16 protein-coding genes and 1 pseudogene are annotated in these 19673 nt (G+C 41.3%); 9 read left to right on the forward strand and 8 right to left on the reverse strand.

Going from position 1 to position 19673, the window contains the following annotated elements; all coding sequences use genetic code 11:
• Positions 1–77: 77 nt before the first annotated feature.
• Both KQP79_RS17795 and rd read right to left on the reverse strand, forming a co-directional pair.
• A complete protein-coding gene (locus KQP79_RS17795) occupies positions 78–800 on the reverse strand; it encodes a hypothetical protein (protein WP_022200092.1) in 723 nt (240 codons plus the stop codon).
• A gap of 115 nt (positions 801–915) precedes the next feature.
• Positions 916–1080 carry a rubredoxin gene (rd, locus tag KQP79_RS17800; protein ID WP_004306971.1) on the reverse strand — a complete coding sequence of 55 codons (165 nt, stop codon included), beginning with the start codon at positions 1078–1080 and terminating at the stop codon, positions 916–918.
• Positions 1081–1302: 222 nt separating this feature from the next.
• Between rd and KQP79_RS17805 the strand changes: the two are divergent.
• The 5 genes and pseudogenes from KQP79_RS17805 to KQP79_RS17825 all read left to right on the forward strand — a co-directional run bounded on the left by KQP79_RS17805 (position 1303) and on the right by KQP79_RS17825 (position 7728).
• A pseudogene (locus KQP79_RS17805) lies at positions 1303–2479 on the forward strand (sensor histidine kinase).
• Positions 2480–2569: 90 nt separating this feature from the next.
• The gene (locus tag KQP79_RS17810) at positions 2570–5275 is read left to right on the forward strand and encodes a calcium-translocating P-type ATPase, PMCA-type (RefSeq protein WP_004311947.1); all 2706 of its coding nucleotides are present in this window, start codon (positions 2570–2572) and stop codon (positions 5273–5275) included.
• Positions 5265–5888, forward strand: coding sequence for an HAD family hydrolase (locus KQP79_RS17815; protein WP_004296245.1), 624 nt, complete (start codon positions 5265–5267; stop codon positions 5886–5888). The genes KQP79_RS17810 and KQP79_RS17815 overlap by 11 nt, the downstream gene beginning before the upstream one ends.
• A 10-nt stretch (positions 5889–5898) precedes the next feature.
• Positions 5899–6846 (forward strand): bifunctional riboflavin kinase/FAD synthetase, encoded by a 948-nt coding sequence (locus KQP79_RS17820; RefSeq protein WP_004311946.1) that lies wholly within the window; start codon positions 5899–5901, stop codon positions 6844–6846.
• Between the two features lie 102 nt (positions 6847–6948).
• Positions 6949–7728 carry a CPBP family intramembrane glutamic endopeptidase gene (locus KQP79_RS17825; protein WP_004311945.1) on the forward strand — a complete coding sequence of 260 codons (780 nt, stop codon included), beginning with the start codon at positions 6949–6951 and terminating at the stop codon, positions 7726–7728.
• A 13-nt stretch (positions 7729–7741) separates the two neighbouring features.
• Here KQP79_RS17825 and KQP79_RS17830 read toward each other — a convergent pair whose 3' ends face one another.
• From KQP79_RS17830 to KQP79_RS17845, 4 genes are all read right to left on the reverse strand, one after another.
• On the reverse strand, positions 7742–8167 hold the full coding sequence (locus KQP79_RS17830; protein WP_004296248.1) for a SufE family protein: 426 nt from the start codon (positions 8165–8167) through the stop codon (positions 7742–7744).
• A gap of 108 nt (positions 8168–8275) precedes the next feature.
• Positions 8276–9271, reverse strand: a complete 996-nt coding sequence (locus KQP79_RS17835; RefSeq protein ID WP_004311944.1) for a M20 family metallopeptidase — start codon at positions 9269–9271, stop codon at positions 8276–8278.
• 70 nt (positions 9272–9341) lie between these two features.
• Positions 9342–10250 carry a S66 peptidase family protein gene (locus KQP79_RS17840; protein ID WP_004311943.1) on the reverse strand — a complete coding sequence of 303 codons (909 nt, stop codon included), beginning with the start codon at positions 10248–10250 and terminating at the stop codon, positions 9342–9344.
• Between the two features lie 8 nt (positions 10251–10258).
• Positions 10259–11062, reverse strand: coding sequence for a glycoside hydrolase family 16 protein (locus KQP79_RS17845; protein WP_004311942.1), 804 nt, complete (start codon positions 11060–11062; stop codon positions 10259–10261).
• A gap of 179 nt (positions 11063–11241) precedes the next feature.
• Between KQP79_RS17845 and KQP79_RS17850 the strand changes: the two genes are divergently transcribed.
• From KQP79_RS17850 to KQP79_RS17860, 3 genes are all read left to right on the forward strand, one after another.
• Complete coding sequence (locus tag KQP79_RS17850) at positions 11242–12201, forward strand: phosphate acyltransferase (protein ID WP_004296252.1); 960 nt, start codon at positions 11242–11244, stop codon at positions 12199–12201.
• A gap of 25 nt (positions 12202–12226) precedes the next feature.
• Complete coding sequence (gene buk, locus KQP79_RS17855; RefSeq protein ID WP_004306947.1) at positions 12227–13288, forward strand: butyrate kinase; 1062 nt, start codon at positions 12227–12229, stop codon at positions 13286–13288.
• Between the two features lie 416 nt (positions 13289–13704).
• The gene (locus KQP79_RS17860) at positions 13705–15987 is read left to right on the forward strand and encodes a GH92 family glycosyl hydrolase (protein WP_004311940.1); all 2283 of its coding nucleotides are present in this window, start codon (positions 13705–13707) and stop codon (positions 15985–15987) included.
• 215 nt (positions 15988–16202) lie between these two features.
• On the opposite strand, the gene KQP79_RS17865 is transcribed toward KQP79_RS17860, so the two are convergent.
• Positions 16203–17960 carry an ATP-binding protein gene (locus KQP79_RS17865; RefSeq protein ID WP_008649769.1) on the reverse strand — a complete coding sequence of 586 codons (1758 nt, stop codon included), beginning with the start codon at positions 17958–17960 and terminating at the stop codon, positions 16203–16205.
• A 29-nt stretch (positions 17961–17989) separates the two neighbouring features.
• Positions 17990–18463: a helix-turn-helix domain-containing protein gene (locus KQP79_RS17870; RefSeq protein WP_004316645.1), complete on the reverse strand. Its 474-nt coding sequence runs from the start codon at positions 18461–18463 to the stop codon at positions 17990–17992.
• A gap of 219 nt (positions 18464–18682) precedes the next feature.
• Between KQP79_RS17870 and KQP79_RS17875 the strand changes: the two genes are divergently transcribed.
• A complete protein-coding gene (locus KQP79_RS17875; RefSeq protein ID WP_008644935.1) occupies positions 18683–18946 on the forward strand; it encodes a hypothetical protein in 264 nt (87 codons plus the stop codon).
• Positions 18947–19673 lie beyond the last annotated feature (727 nt).

Genomic DNA, 19673 nt, shown 5'->3' on the forward strand with positions numbered 1-19673 from the left:
AGAATAAAAAAGGAGAATCAGTAGTATCAATACATACCTGATTCTCCTTTTTATATCTAATAGTATCTTTTATAAAATCAATTATATACGTATGATTCAGCCAAACGCCAGAACAATGTAGATTCCGGAACAGTAGTTGTACGAAGCACTTTTGCAGTCCCGCCTTCTGAGGCCGGATTTATATTGGCAAAAATATTCCATCCCTTATTAAAAGAGCAGTTACTATAATAGTATGATTTGTCACTGCCTGTCAATGTAAAAGAACGGTCGGCATACTGATAACTCACCAATGTAGCTTTTCCGGCAGAAGACCCTTTACCCGACCAGTTGGAAATAGCAATTCGCCCCACCCTTTTATTTCCATTAAAAACAAAGAAATCTCCTAACGTCGCCACAAGAGCGTCCGCATCATCTGAGGTTCCGGTCCAGTAACCACCCATACCATTACGCCGGTCTACTGTCTGAAGCTTTTCCGAAGGAAAACTAGTGGGAAGTGTCATTACTATTTGCCCGTTCTCATAAGGAAAGCTAAGAGTCTCAATCACTTGCCAATCAACACCCGTCACTTTCACCTCAACCCGGTCAAATGTGAAGTCCGCAGGTATATTCTGTATATCTTTTACTACAAGCGTGCTATAATCCGGAACATCCAGAGCAGGAGGTTGCTCTTCATTCTCATCGTCGCTACAACCAGCCATCAAAAGGCTGAATATCAATAATACAAAGATTACAGGGTATGATAGATACCTTAGATCGGTTATGACGGTTGCTCTATTATACATAACTTCCGATTTTTGCATCAAAGATATCACATTTATAATCAGCAGAATAATTTCCAACCATAAAAATAAAAAATGACCGGGTATATATTTATACACCCAGTCATTCTCCTCTTAATAATTCTCTCTCTTGGTTTTATCCTTCGTACGGTTCAAAGTCTTCTTTTCCGACTCCACATAATGGACAAGTCCAATCATCAGGAATATCTTCAAATGCTGTTCCTGGTTCAATTCCACTTTCCGGATCTCCTTGTTCGGGGTCGTAAATATATTCACAGACCGTGCAAATGTACTTTTTCATAACGTTCGTATTTTTAATTGGTTTTCTAAATAATATAACACAAATAGCAAGATATTTGTTCAACACTATTTTTAAACTAAAGAAAAAAACTATCTTTGTAGTCATATTATCAAGCTAAAACAACAATATTATACTATGCTTATAGCACTATTGTCTACCTTAATAGTTTTATGCGCAGTCCTACTAATCAGTTTTTTATTGGAACGTAGGAAATGTCTGCGGATGCAACAACGATTGTTCCGTGAATCCAGAAAGTTGGAACGCACCAGCCATATTGCCGGCGCCATCTTGAAAAATGTGCATGCCTTTATCCTATTAATAGACAATGATTTCAAGGTACTGAAGACTAACTATTACCAAAAAACCGGAACCAGAAAAGGAACAGAAGAGAAAAGAGTGGGCGACTTGTTGCAATGTCGCAATGCATTGGCAGCCGAAGGAGGTTGCGGCACACATAGTTTCTGCGGCTCTTGCCCGATACGTACCGCCATACGACAAGCCTTCGAACAGAGACGAAACTTCACGGATCTTGAAGCCACTTTATCCATAGTTACATCTGATAATACTACCGTGGAATGTGATGCAGTAATATCCGGTTCTTACTTCCTTCTGAATGAAGAAGAGAACATGGTAATCACCGTACACGATGTTACCCGCCGAAAACAAGCTGAAAAGGAGTTACGGCTAGCCAAAGAAAAAGCAGAAAAAGCCGATATTTCAAAATCTGCCTTTTTAGCCAACATGAGCCATGAAATCCGTACCCCTCTCAATGCTATTACCGGATTTGCAGAGGTATTAGGCAGTGCAACTACAGAAGAGGAAAAGGCCCAATATCAAGAAATCATAAAAATGAATGCCGACCTCCTGATGCAACTGGTCAACGACATTCTCGATATGTCAAAAATCGAAGCCGGAACATTGGAATTTGTGCAGACAACAGTTGACTGTCAATCAGTTACTTTCAGATTTACAACAACTTTTTCAAATGAGAGTCGATGACGCCGGAGGAAATATACAAATTATAGCGGAATCATCCCGTTCTTCCTGCATGATTCAAACAGATCGGAACCGGGTGGCACAAGTGCTTTCAAACTTTGCCGGCAACGCCATTAAGTTCACCCATAAAGGTAGCATCCGCCTCGGCTATGAAACTAGAGATACCGAGCTTTACTTTTATGTCAAGGATACCGGAACCGGAATTCCAGCAGAGAAATTACCGGATGTATTCGAGCGTTTCGTGAAACTGAATAAAGATAAAAAAGGAGCCGGACTGGGACTTTCCATATCTCAAACTATTGTCGCCAAACTTGGCGGTCAAATCGGAGCGGATTCCGTAGAAGGTGAAGGCTCTACATTCTGGTTTACAATTCCTTATCGGTCATGTGGTAAACCACGCTAACAAATTCGACTTCATAAAAAGTTTTAATTAAACATTCTATCACAATTTTATGTTGTATTTTTGCGGTTCAAACTAAACGCATGTATCTGCATGAGTACAAATAAAAATGACTATTATCATTTAGGACTTACTGATGACGAAGTCCTACAAAGCAGGGAGAAAAATGGTATTAACCTGTTAACGCCCCCCAAGCGTCCTTCTCTCTGGAAACTTTATCTGGAAAAATTTGAAGACCCGGTTGTCCGTGTATTATTAGTAGCAGCCGCTTTCTCATTAATTATCTCCATCATCGAAAACGAATATGCCGAAACAATCGGAATCATAGCCGCTATCTTATTGGCTACCGGAATCGGTTTCTTCTTCGAATATGATGCCAGTAAGAAGTTCGATCTGCTGAATGCAGTCAATGAAGAAACTCTGGTAAAAGTGGTCCGAAACGGACGCGTACAGGAAATCCCTCGTAAAGACATAGTGGTAGGTGATATCGTCATTCTGGAAACAGGTGAAGAAATTCCCGCTGATGGAGAGTTGCTGGAAGCTATTTCTCTGCAAGTGAACGAATCCAATCTGACGGGAGAGCCTGTTATTAATAAAACTACTGTAGAAGCTGATTTTGATGAAGAAGCGACTTATGCCTCCAATCTGGTGATGCGTGGCACTACAGTGGTGGATGGACATGGTACCATGCGCGTGCTGCATGTGGGAGATGCTACTGAAATCGGAAAAGTAGCCCGGCAGAGTACAGAGGATAACCTCGAACCCACCCCGCTGAACATACAGCTCACCAAACTCGCAAATCTAATCGGAAAGATAGGTTTCACCGTTGCCGGTCTGGCTTTCCTTATTTTCTTCGTGAAGGATGTAGTGCTATATTTTGATTTCGGTTCGCTGAACGGATGGCATGAGTGGCTTCCGGTTTTCGAACGGACACTGAAATATTTTATGATGGCAGTTACGCTGATTGTAGTAGCTGTGCCTGAAGGATTGCCAATGAGTGTCACGCTTAGTCTGGCATTGAACATGCGTCGTATGCTTTCCACCAACAATCTGGTGCGGAAAATGCATGCTTGCGAAACAATGGGAGCCATCACCGTGATTTGTACGGATAAAACCGGTACACTGACTCAAAATCTGATGCAAGTGCACGAACCCAATTTCTATGGTATAAAAAATGGCAGTGACTTGTCTGATGACGATATTAGCGCACTTATCGCAGAAGGAATCAGCGCCAATTCAACAGCTTTCCTTGAAGAATCAACCAATGGAGAAAAACCCAAAGGCGTAGGAAATCCAACCGAAGTGGCTTTATTACTCTGGCTAAACAAACAGGGAAGAGATTACCTGCAACTCCGCGAACAAGCTCATGTTCTCGATCAACTCACCTTCTCTACCGAACGGAAATTCATGGCAACTCTTGTTGAATCTCCATTGATCGGCAAAAAAATACTTTATATAAAAGGAGCTCCTGAAATTGTTTTGGGTAAGTGTAAAGAAGTTGTTCTGGATGGACGGCAAGTGGATGCGGTAGAGTATCGTTCTACAGTGGAAGCACAACTGTTGAACTATCAGAATATGGCTATGCGTACACTTGGATTTGCATTCAAGATTGTCGGAGAAAATGAACCGAACGATTGCACGGAACTAGTTTCAGCCAACGACCTCAATTTCTTGGGAGTAGTTGCCATCTCCGACCCGATTCGTCCGGATGTACCTGCTGCGGTTGCAAAATGTCAGTCTGCAGGTATCGGCATCAAGATCGTGACCGGTGACACTCCGGGAACTGCCACAGAAATCGCACGCCAGATAGGTCTTTGGAACCCTGAAACTGATACGGAACGAAATCGAATCACCGGTGTCGCATTTGCCGAATTGAGCGATGAAGAAGCACTGGACAGAGTGATGGACTTAAAAATCATGTCCCGCGCCCGTCCGACAGACAAACAACGTCTGGTACAACTGCTTCAACAAAAAGGAGCAGTGGTAGCTGTAACCGGAGACGGAACGAATGACGCTCCGGCTTTGAATCATGCCCAAGTAGGTTTATCGATGGGTACAGGTACTTCTGTAGCCAAAGAGGCTAGTGATATTACATTGCTCGACGACTCTTTCAACAGTATCGGAACCGCTGTTATGTGGGGACGTTCACTGTATAAGAATATCCAGCGTTTCATCGTTTTCCAGCTAACGATTAACTTTGTGGCATTGCTTATCGTTCTGCTAGGCTCCGTAATCGGTACGGAACTTCCGCTGACTGTAACACAAATGTTATGGGTGAACCTGATTATGGATACTTTTGCCGCTTTGGCTCTTGCCTCTATTCCACCCAGCGAAACGGTGATGCTTGAGAAACCTCGTCGCAGTACCGATTTTATTATCAGTAAGGCAATGCGGTCTAATATAATAGGTGTGGGCTCTATCTTCCTCATCGTATTGCTCGGAATGATTTATTATTTCGACCACAGTACGCAAGGAATGAATGTACACAACCTGACTATTTTCTTCACCTTCTTTGTCATGCTGCAATTCTGGAATCTGTTCAATGCCCGTGTATTCGGTACTACCGATTCGGCATTCAAGGGACTTTCCAAATCGTATGGGATGGAGCTTATTGTACTGGCTATTCTTGCCGGACAATTCCTCATCGTACAATTCGGTGGAGCCGTATTCCGCACGGAACCGCTCGACTGGCAAACCTGGCTTCTTATTATAGGCGTTTCGTCCACGGTGTTATGGGTTGGAGAACTTGTTCGCCTTGTTCAACGTATTATTCACAAAAAAGACAGAAATGAAAAGTAAAGGAATAAAAAACCTTCTTATTGATTTGGGTGGTGTACTTATCAATCTCGACCGCCAACGTTGCATTGAGCACTTTCAGAAGTTAGGGCTCCAAAACGTGGATGCATTGCTGGATATCCAGAACCAGGACGGACTCCTGATGCAACAGGAAAAAGGATTGATAACACCTGCCGAATTCCGTGACGGAGTTCGTAAAATGATAGGCAAAGCAGTTAGCGACAAACAAATAGATGCAGCCTGGAATAGTTTCCTGGTAGATATACCCACACAAAAACTGGATTTATTATTAAAATTACGTGAGAAATATGTCGTCTATTTATTGAGCAATACCAACCAAATTCATTGGGAATGGACATGTGCTCATTTGTTTCCTTACCGCACCTTTAAGGTGGAAGATTATTTTGAAAAAACGTACCTCTCTTTTGAAATGAAAATGGCCAAGCCCGAACCGGAGATATTCAAGGCAATCATAGAGGATGCCGGTATCGAGCCGAAAGAAACGCTTTTTATTGATGACTCTGAAATGAACTGTAAGACAGCCCAAAATTTAGGAATTTCTACCTATACAGCGAAAGTAGGCGAAGACTGGAGCCATCTTTTCAACCTCAAATAATTTTAGAGATATGCAGATTATACGTGACACATCGGCAATTACCCCGGAACCCTGCGTAGCTACCATCGGTTTCTTTGATGGAGTACATGCAGGACATCGCTATCTGATTCAGCAAGTGAAAGAGATAGCCGCCGCCAAAGGTCTACGCTCTGCATTGGTTACTTTTCCCGTTCATCCCCGAAAAGTGATGAATGTGGAGTATCATCCGGAACTTCTGACTACCCCCGAAGAAAAAATAAGTCTGCTTGCAGACATCGGGGTAGACTACTGCCTGATGCTTGATTTCACTCCGGAAATTTCCCGGCTCACTGCCCGGGAGTTTATGACACAGTTGCTAAAAGAGCGTTATCAGGTAAAATACCTGGTTATCGGCTATGACCATCGTTTCGGACATAACCGCAGCGAAGGTTTCGAGGATTATGTACGTTATGGAAAAGAAATTGGCATAGAAGTAATTCGCGCCAAAGCGTATACCAGCAATATAGAAATAGGGAACGAACCCAACATTCCGGTGAGCTCTTCCCTGATCCGCAAACTTCTTCATGAAGGAGAAGTTAGCCTGGCCGCCCATTGTCTGAAATATGAATATTTCCTTGACGGGATCGTAGTAGGCGGCTATCAGGTAGGCAGAAAGATAGGTTTCCCAACGGCCAATTTACGGGTGGATGATCCCGATAAACTGATTCCTGCCGATGGCGTATATGCCGTATGGGTAACATTTGACGGGAAAACGTATATGGGGATGCTGAATATAGGTGTCCGCCCGACGATTGACAATGGTCCGAACCGGACGATTGAGGTGAATATCCTCCACTTCCATTCTGACATATATGATAAATTCATCCGGCTTACTTTTGTTAAACGGACACGTCCCGAACTGAAATTCTCCAGTATCGACGAGTTAATAACACAGCTCCATAAGGATGCTGAAGAGACAGAAACAATTCTTAAAAAATAGATTCTTATGCAAAAGTCATTTATGAGCATCTCTTTGGTGGTAATAGCTATATCCATGTTAGCTATGTTTATCTATAGTTTCTTTACCACTAAATAAAAAACCATGAAAACGGCTATCAAATTAGTATTAATAGACCTTCTCATTGCACAGATTGTCGCCCCTATCCTGATTATGATTCCCTGTACGATCTATTTGTTCGTCACCACGGGAAATCTGGATAAAGTCACTCTGACGCAAATGATTATGATCCCGGCACAACTAGCCGGACAGATTATGATGGGTATTTATCTATGGAAAGCCGGTTATATCAGTAAAAAGAAGACAACATGGTCACCCGTATCAGCTCCATTCCTAATTTGTAGCGGACTAGCTATTCTCACCGGTGGTTTTCTGGTATCCGCACTGATGGGACTGCTAGACTGGATACCCAACATCATGGAGCAATCTTTCGACATTCTCCAATCCGGTTGGGGCGGTATTCTTGCAATAGCTATCATCGGTCCTGTACTTGAAGAACTGTTGTTCCGCGGAGCCATTACCAAAGCTTTGCTGCAACAATACAACCCGACGAAAGGCATCCTCATTTCAGCACTTCTATTCGGTGTCTTTCACATCAATCCGGCCCAGATACTTCCGGCATTTCTGATTGGTATCCTGCTGGCATGGACATACTATAAAACCGGCAGTCTGATTCCCTGTATACTCATGCATATATTGAATAACTCCTTAGCAGTATATCTTAGTATCAAATACCCCGAAGCAGAAAATATGGACGACCTGATTAACGGTACCCCGTATCTCATCGTCCTATTCGGGTCAATCCTCCTGTTTATCGGTATCATACTGACCATGAACCACCTGACTTCCCAAAAGCAGCAATAAAAAAGGGAAGTTTTTACTTCCCCTCTTTCGCTTTGAATGCTAATGCATACATTCGTATTTGTTTTACCATCGACAGCAAACCGTTGCTACGCGTTGGCGATAGATGCTCTTTCAGTCCGATCTTGTCTATAAAATAAAGATCTGCATTTAAGATTTCATCAGGAGTATGTCCGGAAAAGACTTTAATCAACAAGGCAATAATCCCCTTTACAATCAAAGCATCGCTTTCTGCTTTAAAAACGATTTTACCATCCACATCATCCGCTTGAAGCCATACCCTGCTCTGGCATCCTTCAATCAGATTTTGTTCCGTCTTATATTTTTCTTCAAGTGGTTCCTGCTCATTCCCCAGATCAATAAGTAATTGATAACGGTCCATCCAATCGTCGAAGTCACTGAATTCCGCAATCACTTCATCTTGTAGTTCATTAATTGACATTATAGTAATTATTTAATTAGACAATATACCAATGTGCGAATAGCAGATGCCGTATTTAAAACCGGCATATCAATCTATCAACACCTTATTATATTTTTCTCAATTCTATTATTTCTCATTATAAATCACTTCCAATACCGTCTGACCGACTGCTTTCAACGTATTCTTATCAATATGTTCCATATTGTCATTGACAGTATGCCATGTCGGGGTAAAATCACCTTCCTGATTGTAGGGAATGATATCGATCGTTTTAATACGTGCCAGACGATTTATGAACAGATGGTCGTCTGTTACAAATCCTCCGTTTCCATCCATGAAAGTCTTTCCGTAACCCGCTTTCTTTGCCGCTTTCCAAACCTTCTTATTTATGTCCGGAGCAAATTCTTCCGAATACCCTTCTTTCATAAACACACTGCCTTCACCTCCTACCATATCGAGCAGGATACCAAAACGTGCATTATATCCTTGTACATGAGGATTACGTGCCCAATACTGCGATCCCAGACACCAGAATTCCTCCTTATGCTTTCCTGTATAAAACTGTGGCGCACCATAGTCCTCTGCATCCAACAGAATGATATCAATCCCCAATTCCGGTTGTTGCTGATTGACCAGACGAGCTATTTCGAGCAAAGCTCCTACCCCACTGGCACCATCATTTGCACCCAGAATCGGAGTTTTATGGTTCTTCTCGTCAGGATCGTTATCAGCCCATGGGCGTGTATCCCAATGTGCAAACAAAGCGATTCTCTTTTTACTTTCCGGCTTATAAGAACCGATAATGTTTCTCGCTTTCAACAGCGTACCGTCATAAGCAATCAAATCAGCATATTGATTAGTCACTTGAGCACCGAAAGCCTCTAATTGACTGGCAAGGTAATTGCCACAGGCAACATGTTCTTTAGTGTTAGGAACACGAGGTCCGAAATCTACCTGATTCTTTACATACAAATAAGCACTATCCGCATCAAACTGAGGTACATTCACAACTGTCTTTTCGTCTTGTTCACTCGTACTATTTGCCTTGTTACCTCCACCGCAAGAGAATGCTGATAATAACAAAAAGGCACTCATTAATACTATCATAGTTTTCTTTTTCATCGTCCTTTTATCTATTAAAGCCTCAAAATTAGTCATTTTCACCACAGCATCGTTCAGATGGAATGGATTATTAACATATAAACTTTAGTTCCACATTTTTCTTTCCCACCACAAGCTCTACTTTTGCACCGTTGATAAGCGGGAGATTATGAGTCACATGCCCCACCGGGAAATTGAAACAGACGGGATAATCATACTCTTTTACTAAATCTGCCAAAGTAGCATACAGTTCCTTGCCCAACGAACAGTCTTCTTCATATTCTGTAAATTGACCGATAATCAATCCGGACAGTTTTTCTAACACGCCCCCCAGTTTCAAATTATACATCATACGTTCGATGGCATGCGGACGTTCGCTAACATCTTCAATAAACAGTATAGTGCCTTCCGCCGGAATATCATAAGGAGTGCCACGCAAACCGTAGGCTACCGCCATGTTACCGCCATGCAAAACGCCTTGTGCCGTCCCCTGCTTGTTCAGTTTATGCTTCTCGCACATGTAAGAAGGAATATTTCCCAATAGAATATCCTTCAGATAGTTCGCACAAAGATCGTCTTCCGGTTCCACCGTAAGATGACGTGCCATCAATGAATGAAGGGAAGCATATCCATTTTTCTGAAACAGATTGTGCAAAGCGGTTATATCGCTAAAGCCCAGTAACCATTTCGGATGTTCACAAAAGGCCGTAAAATCAATTTTATCGATCAAATGTACCGCCCCGTACCCTCCACGGCTGCAAAGAATAGCCTTCACTTTAGGGTCGTCCATCGCATCCTGCAAATCTTTCAGCCGCTGCTTGATTGTCCCGGCATATCTTCCGGATGAACTTCCGGCATGCTTTCCTATAGCCACTTTCAAGCCCCATGATTCCATCCGTTTCTTGGCTCCTTTTAGGAATTGTTGGTCTATCTTACTCGAAGGTGATACAATAACCACTTTATCACCTTTCTGCAAAAAGGGAGGAAATTGAATATCCATATATGTTCTTATTTTATTGACTTTCGTTGATAAAAACGCACCCAGTCCACTTCCATTTCTACCGGAAGATCCTCGGGAGAGACTGCTCCCACCCACGAACCTCCCAACTGCATATCAATCAGCAGATAAAAGGGCTGAGTAAAAGGGAATTGTCCTTCTTCTTTCGTTTGTATGCGGGGGTAAGTAAACGTATGTACATCATTGACATAAAATGAAAGACTGTCCGGATACATTTCGACTGCAAAAATATTGTAGCGGTCAGGGTGAATCACTCCCGTAGAATGTGATACCGGATGATCCTTGATCCCCAGCGTATAAGTGTAATGGGAATGAACTGTCTGATAAGCAATAGAATCGTTATTCAAACGTTCCATGATATCAATCTCACCGCCGGATGGCCATGCCGCTCCTTCAGGCAACATCCAGATGGCAGGCCATGCTCCTCCCGCCGCATTCAACTTGGCACAAATCTCAATACGCCCGTTCGTAAAAGCCTTTTTGCCTTTTGTATACACACCGCCTGTCAAATAAGGGGCAGTGTCATTGCGTTGGGTATGATTGGCAATACCTCTCAACACCAGTTTGCCTTTACGCATGGCATAGCAGGAATCAAAGTCTGTCATATAGTTATTCCAGTCTGACTTACCTCGTGGAATCTTGCTCCAGACCTGTGAATCGAAACTCTTTTTCTGATTAAAGTTCTCTTCCCAGATCAAAGACCAACCGGAAGACGTCTTGCTGCTTTTACAGGAAACAAGCGTCCAACAAAGGAGAATTAAGCTAAGAAATAATAGATTTTTAAACTGTTTCATGGTGCTTTTATTTTATTGGGGGATTTATTTGCAAAAATACAGGAAAAAACGGTTCCATGCACATCCAACAGCCAAAACAAATAAAATATAGCAAAATGTTACATAATGGATGTAATTTTTCGGGTTATAATCATTATTTTTCCAATCATTTTTCTGATATTTGCTAAAAATCTAACGTTATGGAACCTATTCTAAATTTTGCCCAGTTAACGGCTCATCTTAAAAAACTAAACCATAGAAAACGAATTGCCGTGGTCTGTGCGAACGATCCTAACACTGAATATGCCATCTCCCGTGCTTTGGAAGAAGGGATTGCAGAATTTCTGATGATTGGAGATTCTACCATTCTGAAGAAATATCCCACGCTCAAACAATATCCTGAATACGTAAAAACCATCCACATAGAAAATCCGGATGAAGCGGCGCGCGAAGCTGTCCGCATTGTGCGTGAAGGAGGAGCGGATATTTTGATGAAAGGGATTATCAATACGGACAACTTACTGCATGCCATACTCGACAAAGAAAAAGGTTTGTTACCGAAAGGGAAAATCCTCACGCATCTGGCAGTAATGGAAATTCCTACTTACCATAAACTGCTTTTCTTCTCGGATGCCGCCGTCATTCCGCGTCCTACTTTACAGCAACGTATAGAAATGATTTGGTATGCTATCTGCACCTGCCGTCACTTTGGTATCGAACAACCGCGTGTCGCATTGATTCACTGCACAGAAAAAGTGAGTGCCAAGTTCCCTCATTCACTAGATTATGTGAATATCGTAGAACTTGCCGAAGCGGGAGAATTCGGAAATGTGATTATTGACGGCCCGCTGGATGTACGTACTGCCTGCGAACAAGCAAGTGGTGATATTAAAGGGATTGTATCTCCTATCAACGGACAGGCAGATGTCTTGATATTCCCGAACATTGAATCGGGTAATGCATTCTACAAATCCGTCTCTTTGTTTGCACAGGCAGAAATGGCAGGATTGCTGCAAGGTCCTATTTGCCCTGTAGTACTTCCATCGCGTAGTGATTCCGGCTTGTCCAAATATTACAGCATTGCAATGGCATGCTTACAAGTGTCAGGAGATTGCAAATGCAGAAAACAAGTCAGCCAAGTCACCGGCTCATCATTCTAAATTCACCACTAAAAGCCTACTATTCATGAAAATTCTGGTTATCAATCCCGGTTCTACTTCTACTAAAATAGCAGTTTACGAAAATGAAACTCCGCTGTTTGTCAGTAATATAAAACATTCTGTAGAAGAACTATCCGCTTTTCCCGAGGTGATAGACCAGTTTGAATTCCGGAAAAACCTGGTGTTACAAGAATTGGAAAACAATAAGATACCTTTTTCTTTTGATGCAATCATCGGACGCGGCGGTTTAGTGAAACCGATACCGGGCGGAGTGTATGAGGTAAATGAGGCCATGAAACGTGATACAGTGCATGCTATGCGTACCCATGCTTGTAACTTAGGAGGATTGATTGCCAGCGAACTGGCCTCCACATTACCCGACTGTCCGGCTTTCATTGCTGATCCGGGAGTGGTGGATGAACTGGAAGATATAGCACGCATTACAGGTTCTCCCTTAATGCCGAAGATCACCATCTGGCATGCATTAAACCAGAAAGCAATCGCCCGCCGCTTTGCCAAAGAGCAGGGAACCCAATACGAAAATCTGGATTTAATTATCTGCCATCTGGGAGGTGGCATCTCTGTCGCAGTCCATCACCACGGACGAGCCATTGACGCCAACAATGCATTGGACGGTGAAGGTCCTTTCTCACCGGAACGTGCCGGTACACTTCCCGCCGGTCAACTGATCGACCTATGTTTTAGCGGTCAACTCACCAAAGACGAATTGAAAAAACGTATCTCCGGACGCGCCGGACTGACCGCCCATCTAGGTACAACCGATGTTCCCGCCATTATACAATCTATCGAAGAAGGAGATAAAAAAGCGGAACTGATACTGGATGCCATGATTTACAATGTTGCAAAAGCGATAGGAGCCAGTGCCACCGTACTTTGTGGGAAGATAGATGCCATCCTTCTGACAGGAGGTATCGCCTATTCGGACTATGTGATTTCAAGACTGAAAAAAAGAATCTCTTTCCTGGCTCCCATCTATGTTTATCCCGGAGAGAATGAAATGGAGTCGTTAGCATTTAATGCCATAGGAGCACTAAAGGGGGAATTGCCGATACAAATCTATAAATAGGCGGGCGCACAAAAAGGCTATTCAGTTACCAATCACCAAGCAATCTGATAGTTTCTGTTTCTAATTGGAAACGGCTAACTGTACAGCATCATTCACAATGCCTGCTAATATAAAGTCTTGAGCACATAAATGGTTCGACCAAAAAGAACACTAATACAAATAATAACAGTAAGGTATATTTGTCTATTTCACATAGATAGTTGAATAACATAGTAAAAAAGTACTTTTGCGATAGTTTCTTTAGCGGGGTTAATAAAAAAAGCGCCTATTAGCCATCGCATTAACCACGATTTTAACCACGACCTTAACCACGAAGCTATACCTTTGCCATGTCTCAACCCGTTGGAACATTCAACATTGGCAACACATGAAAACGCTGTGATTACTTCGCAAGCTATAAACTCAAAAAGAAAATTATGAAGAAATGTTGGTTATTATTTTTAGTGCTTAGCTGCACGCTTCTTGCCCAGTCCAAAGACTGGACACAATACGTTAATCCGTTAATGGGAACACAATCATCTTTTGAATTATCAACAGGTAACACCTACCCTGCCATTGCCCGCCCTTGGGGAATGAATTTCTGGACGCCACAGACCGGAAAAATGGGAGACGGATGGCAATATGTCTATACAGCCAATAAAATCCGTGGATTCAAACAAACTCATCAGCCCAGCCCATGGATAAACGATTACGGACAGTTCTCCATTATGCCGATGGTGGGTAAACCTGAATTCGACGAAGAAAAGCGGGCTAGCTGGTTCGGACACAAAGGAGAAGAAGCAACTCCTTATTACTACAAGGTGTATCTGGCCGAATACGATATTGTCACGGAGATGTCTCCGACCGAACGTGCTGTTCTCTTCCGGTTCACTTTCCCGGAAAACGCACATTCGTATATCGCAGTCGATGCATTTGACAAAGGTTCTTTTATTCAGATTATCCCAGAAGAAAACAAAATTATCGGTTATAGTACACGCAATAGCGGAGGAGTTCCCGAAAACTTCAAGAACTATTTTATTATTCAATTCAATAAGCCTTTCACCTATAAAGCCACTGTAAATAATGGAAATATTCAAGAAAATGCAACCGAACAGACAACTGACCATGCAGGAGCCATTATAGGTTTTAAAACTCAACGTGGAGAACAAGTACATGCACGCATCGCCTCTTACTTTATCAGCTTCGAACAGGCTGCAAGAAATATGAAAGAATTAGGAAATGACAATCTGGAGCAGATAAAACAAAAGGGACAGAAAGCATGGAACCAAGTACTGGGAAAAATCGAAGTGGAAGGAGGAAACCTCGATCAATACCGCACTTTCTACTCCTGCTTATACCGTTCGTTACTTTTCCCCCGAAAATTCTACGAACTGGACGAAGCCGGAAAACCTGTTCATTACAGCCCTTATAACGGGCAAGTTCTACCGGGATATATGTTTACCGACACCGGATTTTGGGATACCTTCCGGTGTCTTTTCCCATTACTGAATCTGATGTATCCGTCGATGAATAAAGAAATGCAGGAAGGGCTCATCAATACCTACAAAGAAAGCGGATTCTTCCCCGAATGGGCCAGCCCCGGACACAGAGACTGCATGATAGGAAATAATTCGGCTTCCGTACTGGCAGATGCTTATTTAAAAGGTATTAAAGTAGAAGATGTGAAAACTTTGTACGAAGGGTTAATACACGGAACAAAGAACGTACATCCCACCGTATCTTCCACAGGAAGACGCGGATACGAATATTATAATAAGTTAGGCTATGTCCCTTATGACGTAAAAATCAATGAAAACACAGCCAGAACTTTGGAATATGCCTACAATGACTGGTGTATCTATCAATTAGCCAAAGAATTAAAGCGACCGGAAAAAGAAATACAGCTCTTTGCCAAACGGGCGATGAACTATAAGAATGTATTCGATAAAGACTCCAAGCTCATGCGAGGAAAAAATGAAGATGGAACATTCCAATCTCCATTCTCACCATTGAAATGGGGAGATGCATTTACCGAAGGAAACAGCTGGCACTACTCATGGTCTGTATTCCACGATCCACAAGGATTAATTGACTTAATGGGAGGAAAAGATATGTTTATCACTATGCTGGATTCTGTATTTTCCGTACCTCCTGTCTTTGATGAGAGTTATTACGGGCAGGTTATTCATGAGATTCGTGAAATGACAATCATGAATATGGGGAATTACGCGCATGGCAACCAACCAATCCAACACATGATCTACCTATACAACTATGCCGGTCAACCCTGGAAAGCGCAGTATTGGCTACGCCAGGTCATGGATAGAATGTACACACCGGGCCCTGACGGATATTGTGGAGATGAAGATAATGGGCAGACTTCGGCATGGTATGTTTTCTCCGCATTAGGTTTTTACCCCGTATGTCCGGGAACCGACGAATACGTCGTTGGAGCTCCTCTTTTTAAAAAAGCAACCTTACATCTTGAAAACGGTAACAGCCTCATCATCCGTGCAACCGATAACAACAAGAAGAATATGTATATTCAAACAATGAATCTGAACGGCACAGAATATAAAAAGAACTATCTACGCCATGAAGACTTATTAAAAGGAGGAAACATTAACTTCCAAATGGGAAGCCAGCCCAATTTAAACAGAGGAACGGAAGAGGAAAGCTTTCCTTACTCCTTCTCTAAAGTCCTAAAAAAGATTCGTTAAATTCATAAAAAACAAGAGACTGTTTAACTAAGTCTCATGTTGATAAGTTTGCCTCTATTATGGGAATCCATAGCAGAGGCAAATTTTATTCTTCAAGACTTATTAGGGATATTCATTAAAAGGAAAAAGTGATCTCCTTATTCATCAACGTTTCAAAAATCAGAAAAAGATAGAGGAGCCACACACCTTATAGCAACATGTATGCTACTTGTCTCTTAAGAAAGAGTTACCTCCTCCAATAAAGCAAGCTCCCAACTACGCCAAACAATAGTAATTAACTTCAACTCACCTTTCGCCCTGGCTTCTGCCACTAGTTCGTCTTCACTATAACGAAGCAACTGACCACGTGCCTCATCGGCAAGGATACGTATTTCTTTTTCCGAAGCACCGGCTTTTGCATATTTCACCTCAAGCAGATAGGTGAAAGGAGGCAGTACAGGAACCGACGGACTAGGTTTGAAGAAGAAATCTGCAAAACCCTTATTCAATTCGTATTCCGGATAGAGCTGATAATAACGATACATTCCTAAATAGGCAAGCAAGAAGCCTTTAATGTGCGCTTCACCTTCAATATATTCACGGATACGACTTTGCTCACGAACAGCATTGGCGATAAAATCGAACAAAGGTTTCCAGTCTCCCCTGAAAGCCATATTCTCAAATAAAGCACTCATCCTGTTCATGTCAATTTTAAAGATATCATGCTTGATGTAGCCTTGTATCAAGAAATTAAACAGTTGTTCTCTTACAACCAAATTCGGTACATGTAAAATGGGTCTTCCCACCATGTCCACACCTTTGATGGAAAGAAGTCCGAAATAGAATAATAAAGACTTGAAATTACTGGGGTCCGTCATCTCCAATGCAGAGAAATGAGTAACGATGTCAGTAGTGATTTCTCCTTGCTCGGCTATTTCCTTTATAACGGAAAAATTCTCTCCCAACCCGTGATCTAGCTTTATCAAGTATGCCAACTTGTTAAAGTCAGTGCGAATATTGGGATCTACGATTTCTTCAGGCTTTTCCCCATGCAAAACAAAAGACTTCATAAAATAAAGTACCATATCAGAATTAAACATACAGTCCACCAATCTACTTCTACTAAAGCAATAATTGTCATAATTAGGTTTCATCATGACAACAGTTTCATCTACAGATTGCATCAACACTCCTTGTTCTTTATAATAAGTCAGCATTTCACGCAATTCTTTCTCACTAAAACCAACTAAATCATTAAACCAAGGATCAGTCGTTATATTGGTTCCGATGTTAAAGCCACTAGTTACATCATCCATCGTCACCGGACTCACTCCGGTAATAAACAACCGTTCAAGAGCAGCTCCGGTTCCGGTAGTGGCAGATTTTATCACGTTAAAGAAGCCACGAATAAAACCTTCGCCATGCGTTGCTTTCCTGTAAAACTCCGTACCGTAAGTTGAAAGAATGGTATTGGTGAAATTATCGTATTCATCAATAAGTAAATAAATACGAATATTTTTCTTACGGGTAGCATAGGAATTAATCGCAGACAGAAAAGCACCGGGTTCTTCTTGTATTTTCTCATCAAGAACATCCCAAATTTCTTTTCCTAACAAATCTTCATACTTAAAGACAAAATCTTTAAGTTTGCTACAACAATGTAGCTTAAACGATAGTTCTACTTCGTTGACATTGGAACTCACTTCCGAAAAATTAAATCGCATGATGAGAAACTGATTGTGAAGCTTCGTCGGATGCTGACCTATGTATAGCTGACCAAACAACTCGTCAAACTGTTCAGCATGATTTACGTCATAATAGGCCTCTAACATAGCCAAAGTCAGACTCTTCCCAAATCTACGAGGACGTATCAGAAACAGATAAGGCGGTTGCATCTCTATTTTTTCAATGAACATTGTCTTATCTACATAATAATAATTCTCTTTCTGAATTCGGCTAAAATCAGTTATTCCGTAAGGTATTTGTTTCATCATATTGCGATTCCTTTCAATTTATCTGTCTCTTATTTCTGCAGACTTTTTTCAATATTCTGCAAACGGCGTTCTAATGCTGCATACTTTTCATCCTTTTCTTTTAAAAGACGCTCGTAGAGTTCAGTGATTTTGTCGATAGGATTGAAGTTGTTAACTCGACTATCATTAATACTATCTTCGGTATCAGACTTAACTATACCCATGCTGATGTTTGCCCCACCTGCACTTTGTTCTGAATTATTCACCGTATTATTTTCAAACACCACCGTCTGTGCATCCTCCTCCAAAGTCTTGAGATAATCGAAAGGGACATTCAATGCACGTGCAAAGCGTTGCAACATCTCATCATCAATCACCTTCATCTTCTCATATTTAGAAACAGCAGGTTGTGAGAGATGTACTAATTCACTCAAACCCTCCTGGTTCATATTCTTTTCAATACGGGTACGACGTATATTGCGTCCGTGATGGACTCTCCCAATTGTCAATTCTTCTGTTTCCATTTTTATTTTCTTTCTTTTTAAAATCCAACAAATATACAAATGAAAAGTTTCGCTCGAAGCAAATATACGAAAAAAACGAATAGATGTGATAATATGGATAAAAGGAATATTACAACCTGACAAATAGAATAAAATGAATACTTCAAACAGCGCATAATGTGTTAAATTATCACGAACTTTACCGCACGAAAGGGCAACAAAACAAAAGAGCAAGTGAAGATGAAAAGAATATTGACAAGCAAAGAATACAGGTTCATAAAAGGGCTCAAAGAATTGATGACTAAATACAATGCAGTGATCTCTACAGATGCACAAGGAAAAATTGAGATTGTTGTGAATGAAGACGACGAATCATTTGATTTTGAAACAGAAAGCACGATCTATTTAGGAGAATGTTTTTCGGATGATGAGCTAAATGAATTACTGGAAAAGAACTTAGCACACATAATACGAATAAAAGAGGAGTATAAAACAAACTTGTAAACGGATTTATATAATTGAAAAATCATTAATCCAAATTTCTATATAAACACCCCACCAGATTTCTTTAGAACCAACGGCCTCTTCCTTTTAAAGGAAGGGGTCGTTCCTTTAAAAGGAGTGAAGCTTTGGTTTTAAAGCAAGAAAAACGACCTTATTAACTGGTATATTTGCCTGTATCATAAACTTTTTAAATAAAAAAGCTCTTTCAAAGAAATTTTTCTCATATCTTTGCGACGTGTTAAGTTAATAAATTGATTAAGGTCGATTTTTGACTGTTTCGAATCGGGAAGTATGGGGGTACTTTCCGATTCTTTTTTGGGGAGGATATAATAAGGTGTCTTTCATCTTTTTAAAGGTTTTAATAAACTGAATAAATCTAATATATACTAACTCTATATATAAAACAGTTCAGCTCCGGATGATACTAATAAGAAATCTTATTTTTTAAGATATACAGAAATCATCTCCTGTAAAACCTAGTTTTAGGCGGAAACCTCATTCTTGTTTCATAAACGAACTATTTCACCACAGAGGACACGGAGGACATAGAGTTTTCAGAGTTCTAGTTTAGAGATAATTATAGCCTCTGCGTCCTCTGTGGTGAAAAGGCTAAAAGAAGTATGCTGATAGAAAAAAAGAAGAAGGTGTGTCAAAATGCACACCTTCTGTTTTTTACGCACAAAGCCCCGACTTTCACAAGCTGGGGCTTTGTTATTACCTAAAGATT

The sequence above is a fragment of the Bacteroides sp. DH3716P genome, assembly GCF_025914115.1.
GTDB lineage: Bacteria > Bacteroidota > Bacteroidia > Bacteroidales > Bacteroidaceae > Bacteroides > Bacteroides ovatus.

Coding starts and splice junctions, on each gene's coding strand:
- KQP79_RS17795 (WP_022200092.1), bottom strand. CDS start 800: ATGCAAAAATCGGAAGTTATGTATAATAGAGCAACCGTCATAACCGAT.
- rd (WP_004306971.1), bottom strand. CDS start 1,080: ATGAAAAAGTACATTTGCACGGTCTGTGAATATATTTACGACCCCGAA.
- KQP79_RS17810 (WP_004311947.1), top strand. CDS start 2,570: ATGAGTACAAATAAAAATGACTATTATCATTTAGGACTTACTGATGAC.
- KQP79_RS17815 (WP_004296245.1), top strand. CDS start 5,265: ATGAAAAGTAAAGGAATAAAAAACCTTCTTATTGATTTGGGTGGTGTA.
- KQP79_RS17820 (WP_004311946.1), top strand. CDS start 5,899: ATGCAGATTATACGTGACACATCGGCAATTACCCCGGAACCCTGCGTA.
- KQP79_RS17825 (WP_004311945.1), top strand. CDS start 6,949: ATGAAAACGGCTATCAAATTAGTATTAATAGACCTTCTCATTGCACAG.
- KQP79_RS17830 (WP_004296248.1), bottom strand. CDS start 8,167: ATGTCAATTAATGAACTACAAGATGAAGTGATTGCGGAATTCAGTGAC.
- KQP79_RS17835 (WP_004311944.1), bottom strand. CDS start 9,271: ATGAAAAAGAAAACTATGATAGTATTAATGAGTGCCTTTTTGTTATTA.
- KQP79_RS17840 (WP_004311943.1), bottom strand. CDS start 10,250: ATGGATATTCAATTTCCTCCCTTTTTGCAGAAAGGTGATAAAGTGGTT.
- KQP79_RS17845 (WP_004311942.1), bottom strand. CDS start 11,062: ATGAAACAGTTTAAAAATCTATTATTTCTTAGCTTAATTCTCCTTTGT.
- KQP79_RS17850 (WP_004296252.1), top strand. CDS start 11,242: ATGGAACCTATTCTAAATTTTGCCCAGTTAACGGCTCATCTTAAAAAA.
- buk (WP_004306947.1), top strand. CDS start 12,227: ATGAAAATTCTGGTTATCAATCCCGGTTCTACTTCTACTAAAATAGCA.
- KQP79_RS17860 (WP_004311940.1), top strand. CDS start 13,705: ATGAAGAAATGTTGGTTATTATTTTTAGTGCTTAGCTGCACGCTTCTT.
- KQP79_RS17865 (WP_008649769.1), bottom strand. CDS start 17,960: ATGATGAAACAAATACCTTACGGAATAACTGATTTTAGCCGAATTCAG.
- KQP79_RS17870 (WP_004316645.1), bottom strand. CDS start 18,463: ATGGAAACAGAAGAATTGACAATTGGGAGAGTCCATCACGGACGCAAT.
- KQP79_RS17875 (WP_008644935.1), top strand. CDS start 18,683: ATGAAAAGAATATTGACAAGCAAAGAATACAGGTTCATAAAAGGGCTC.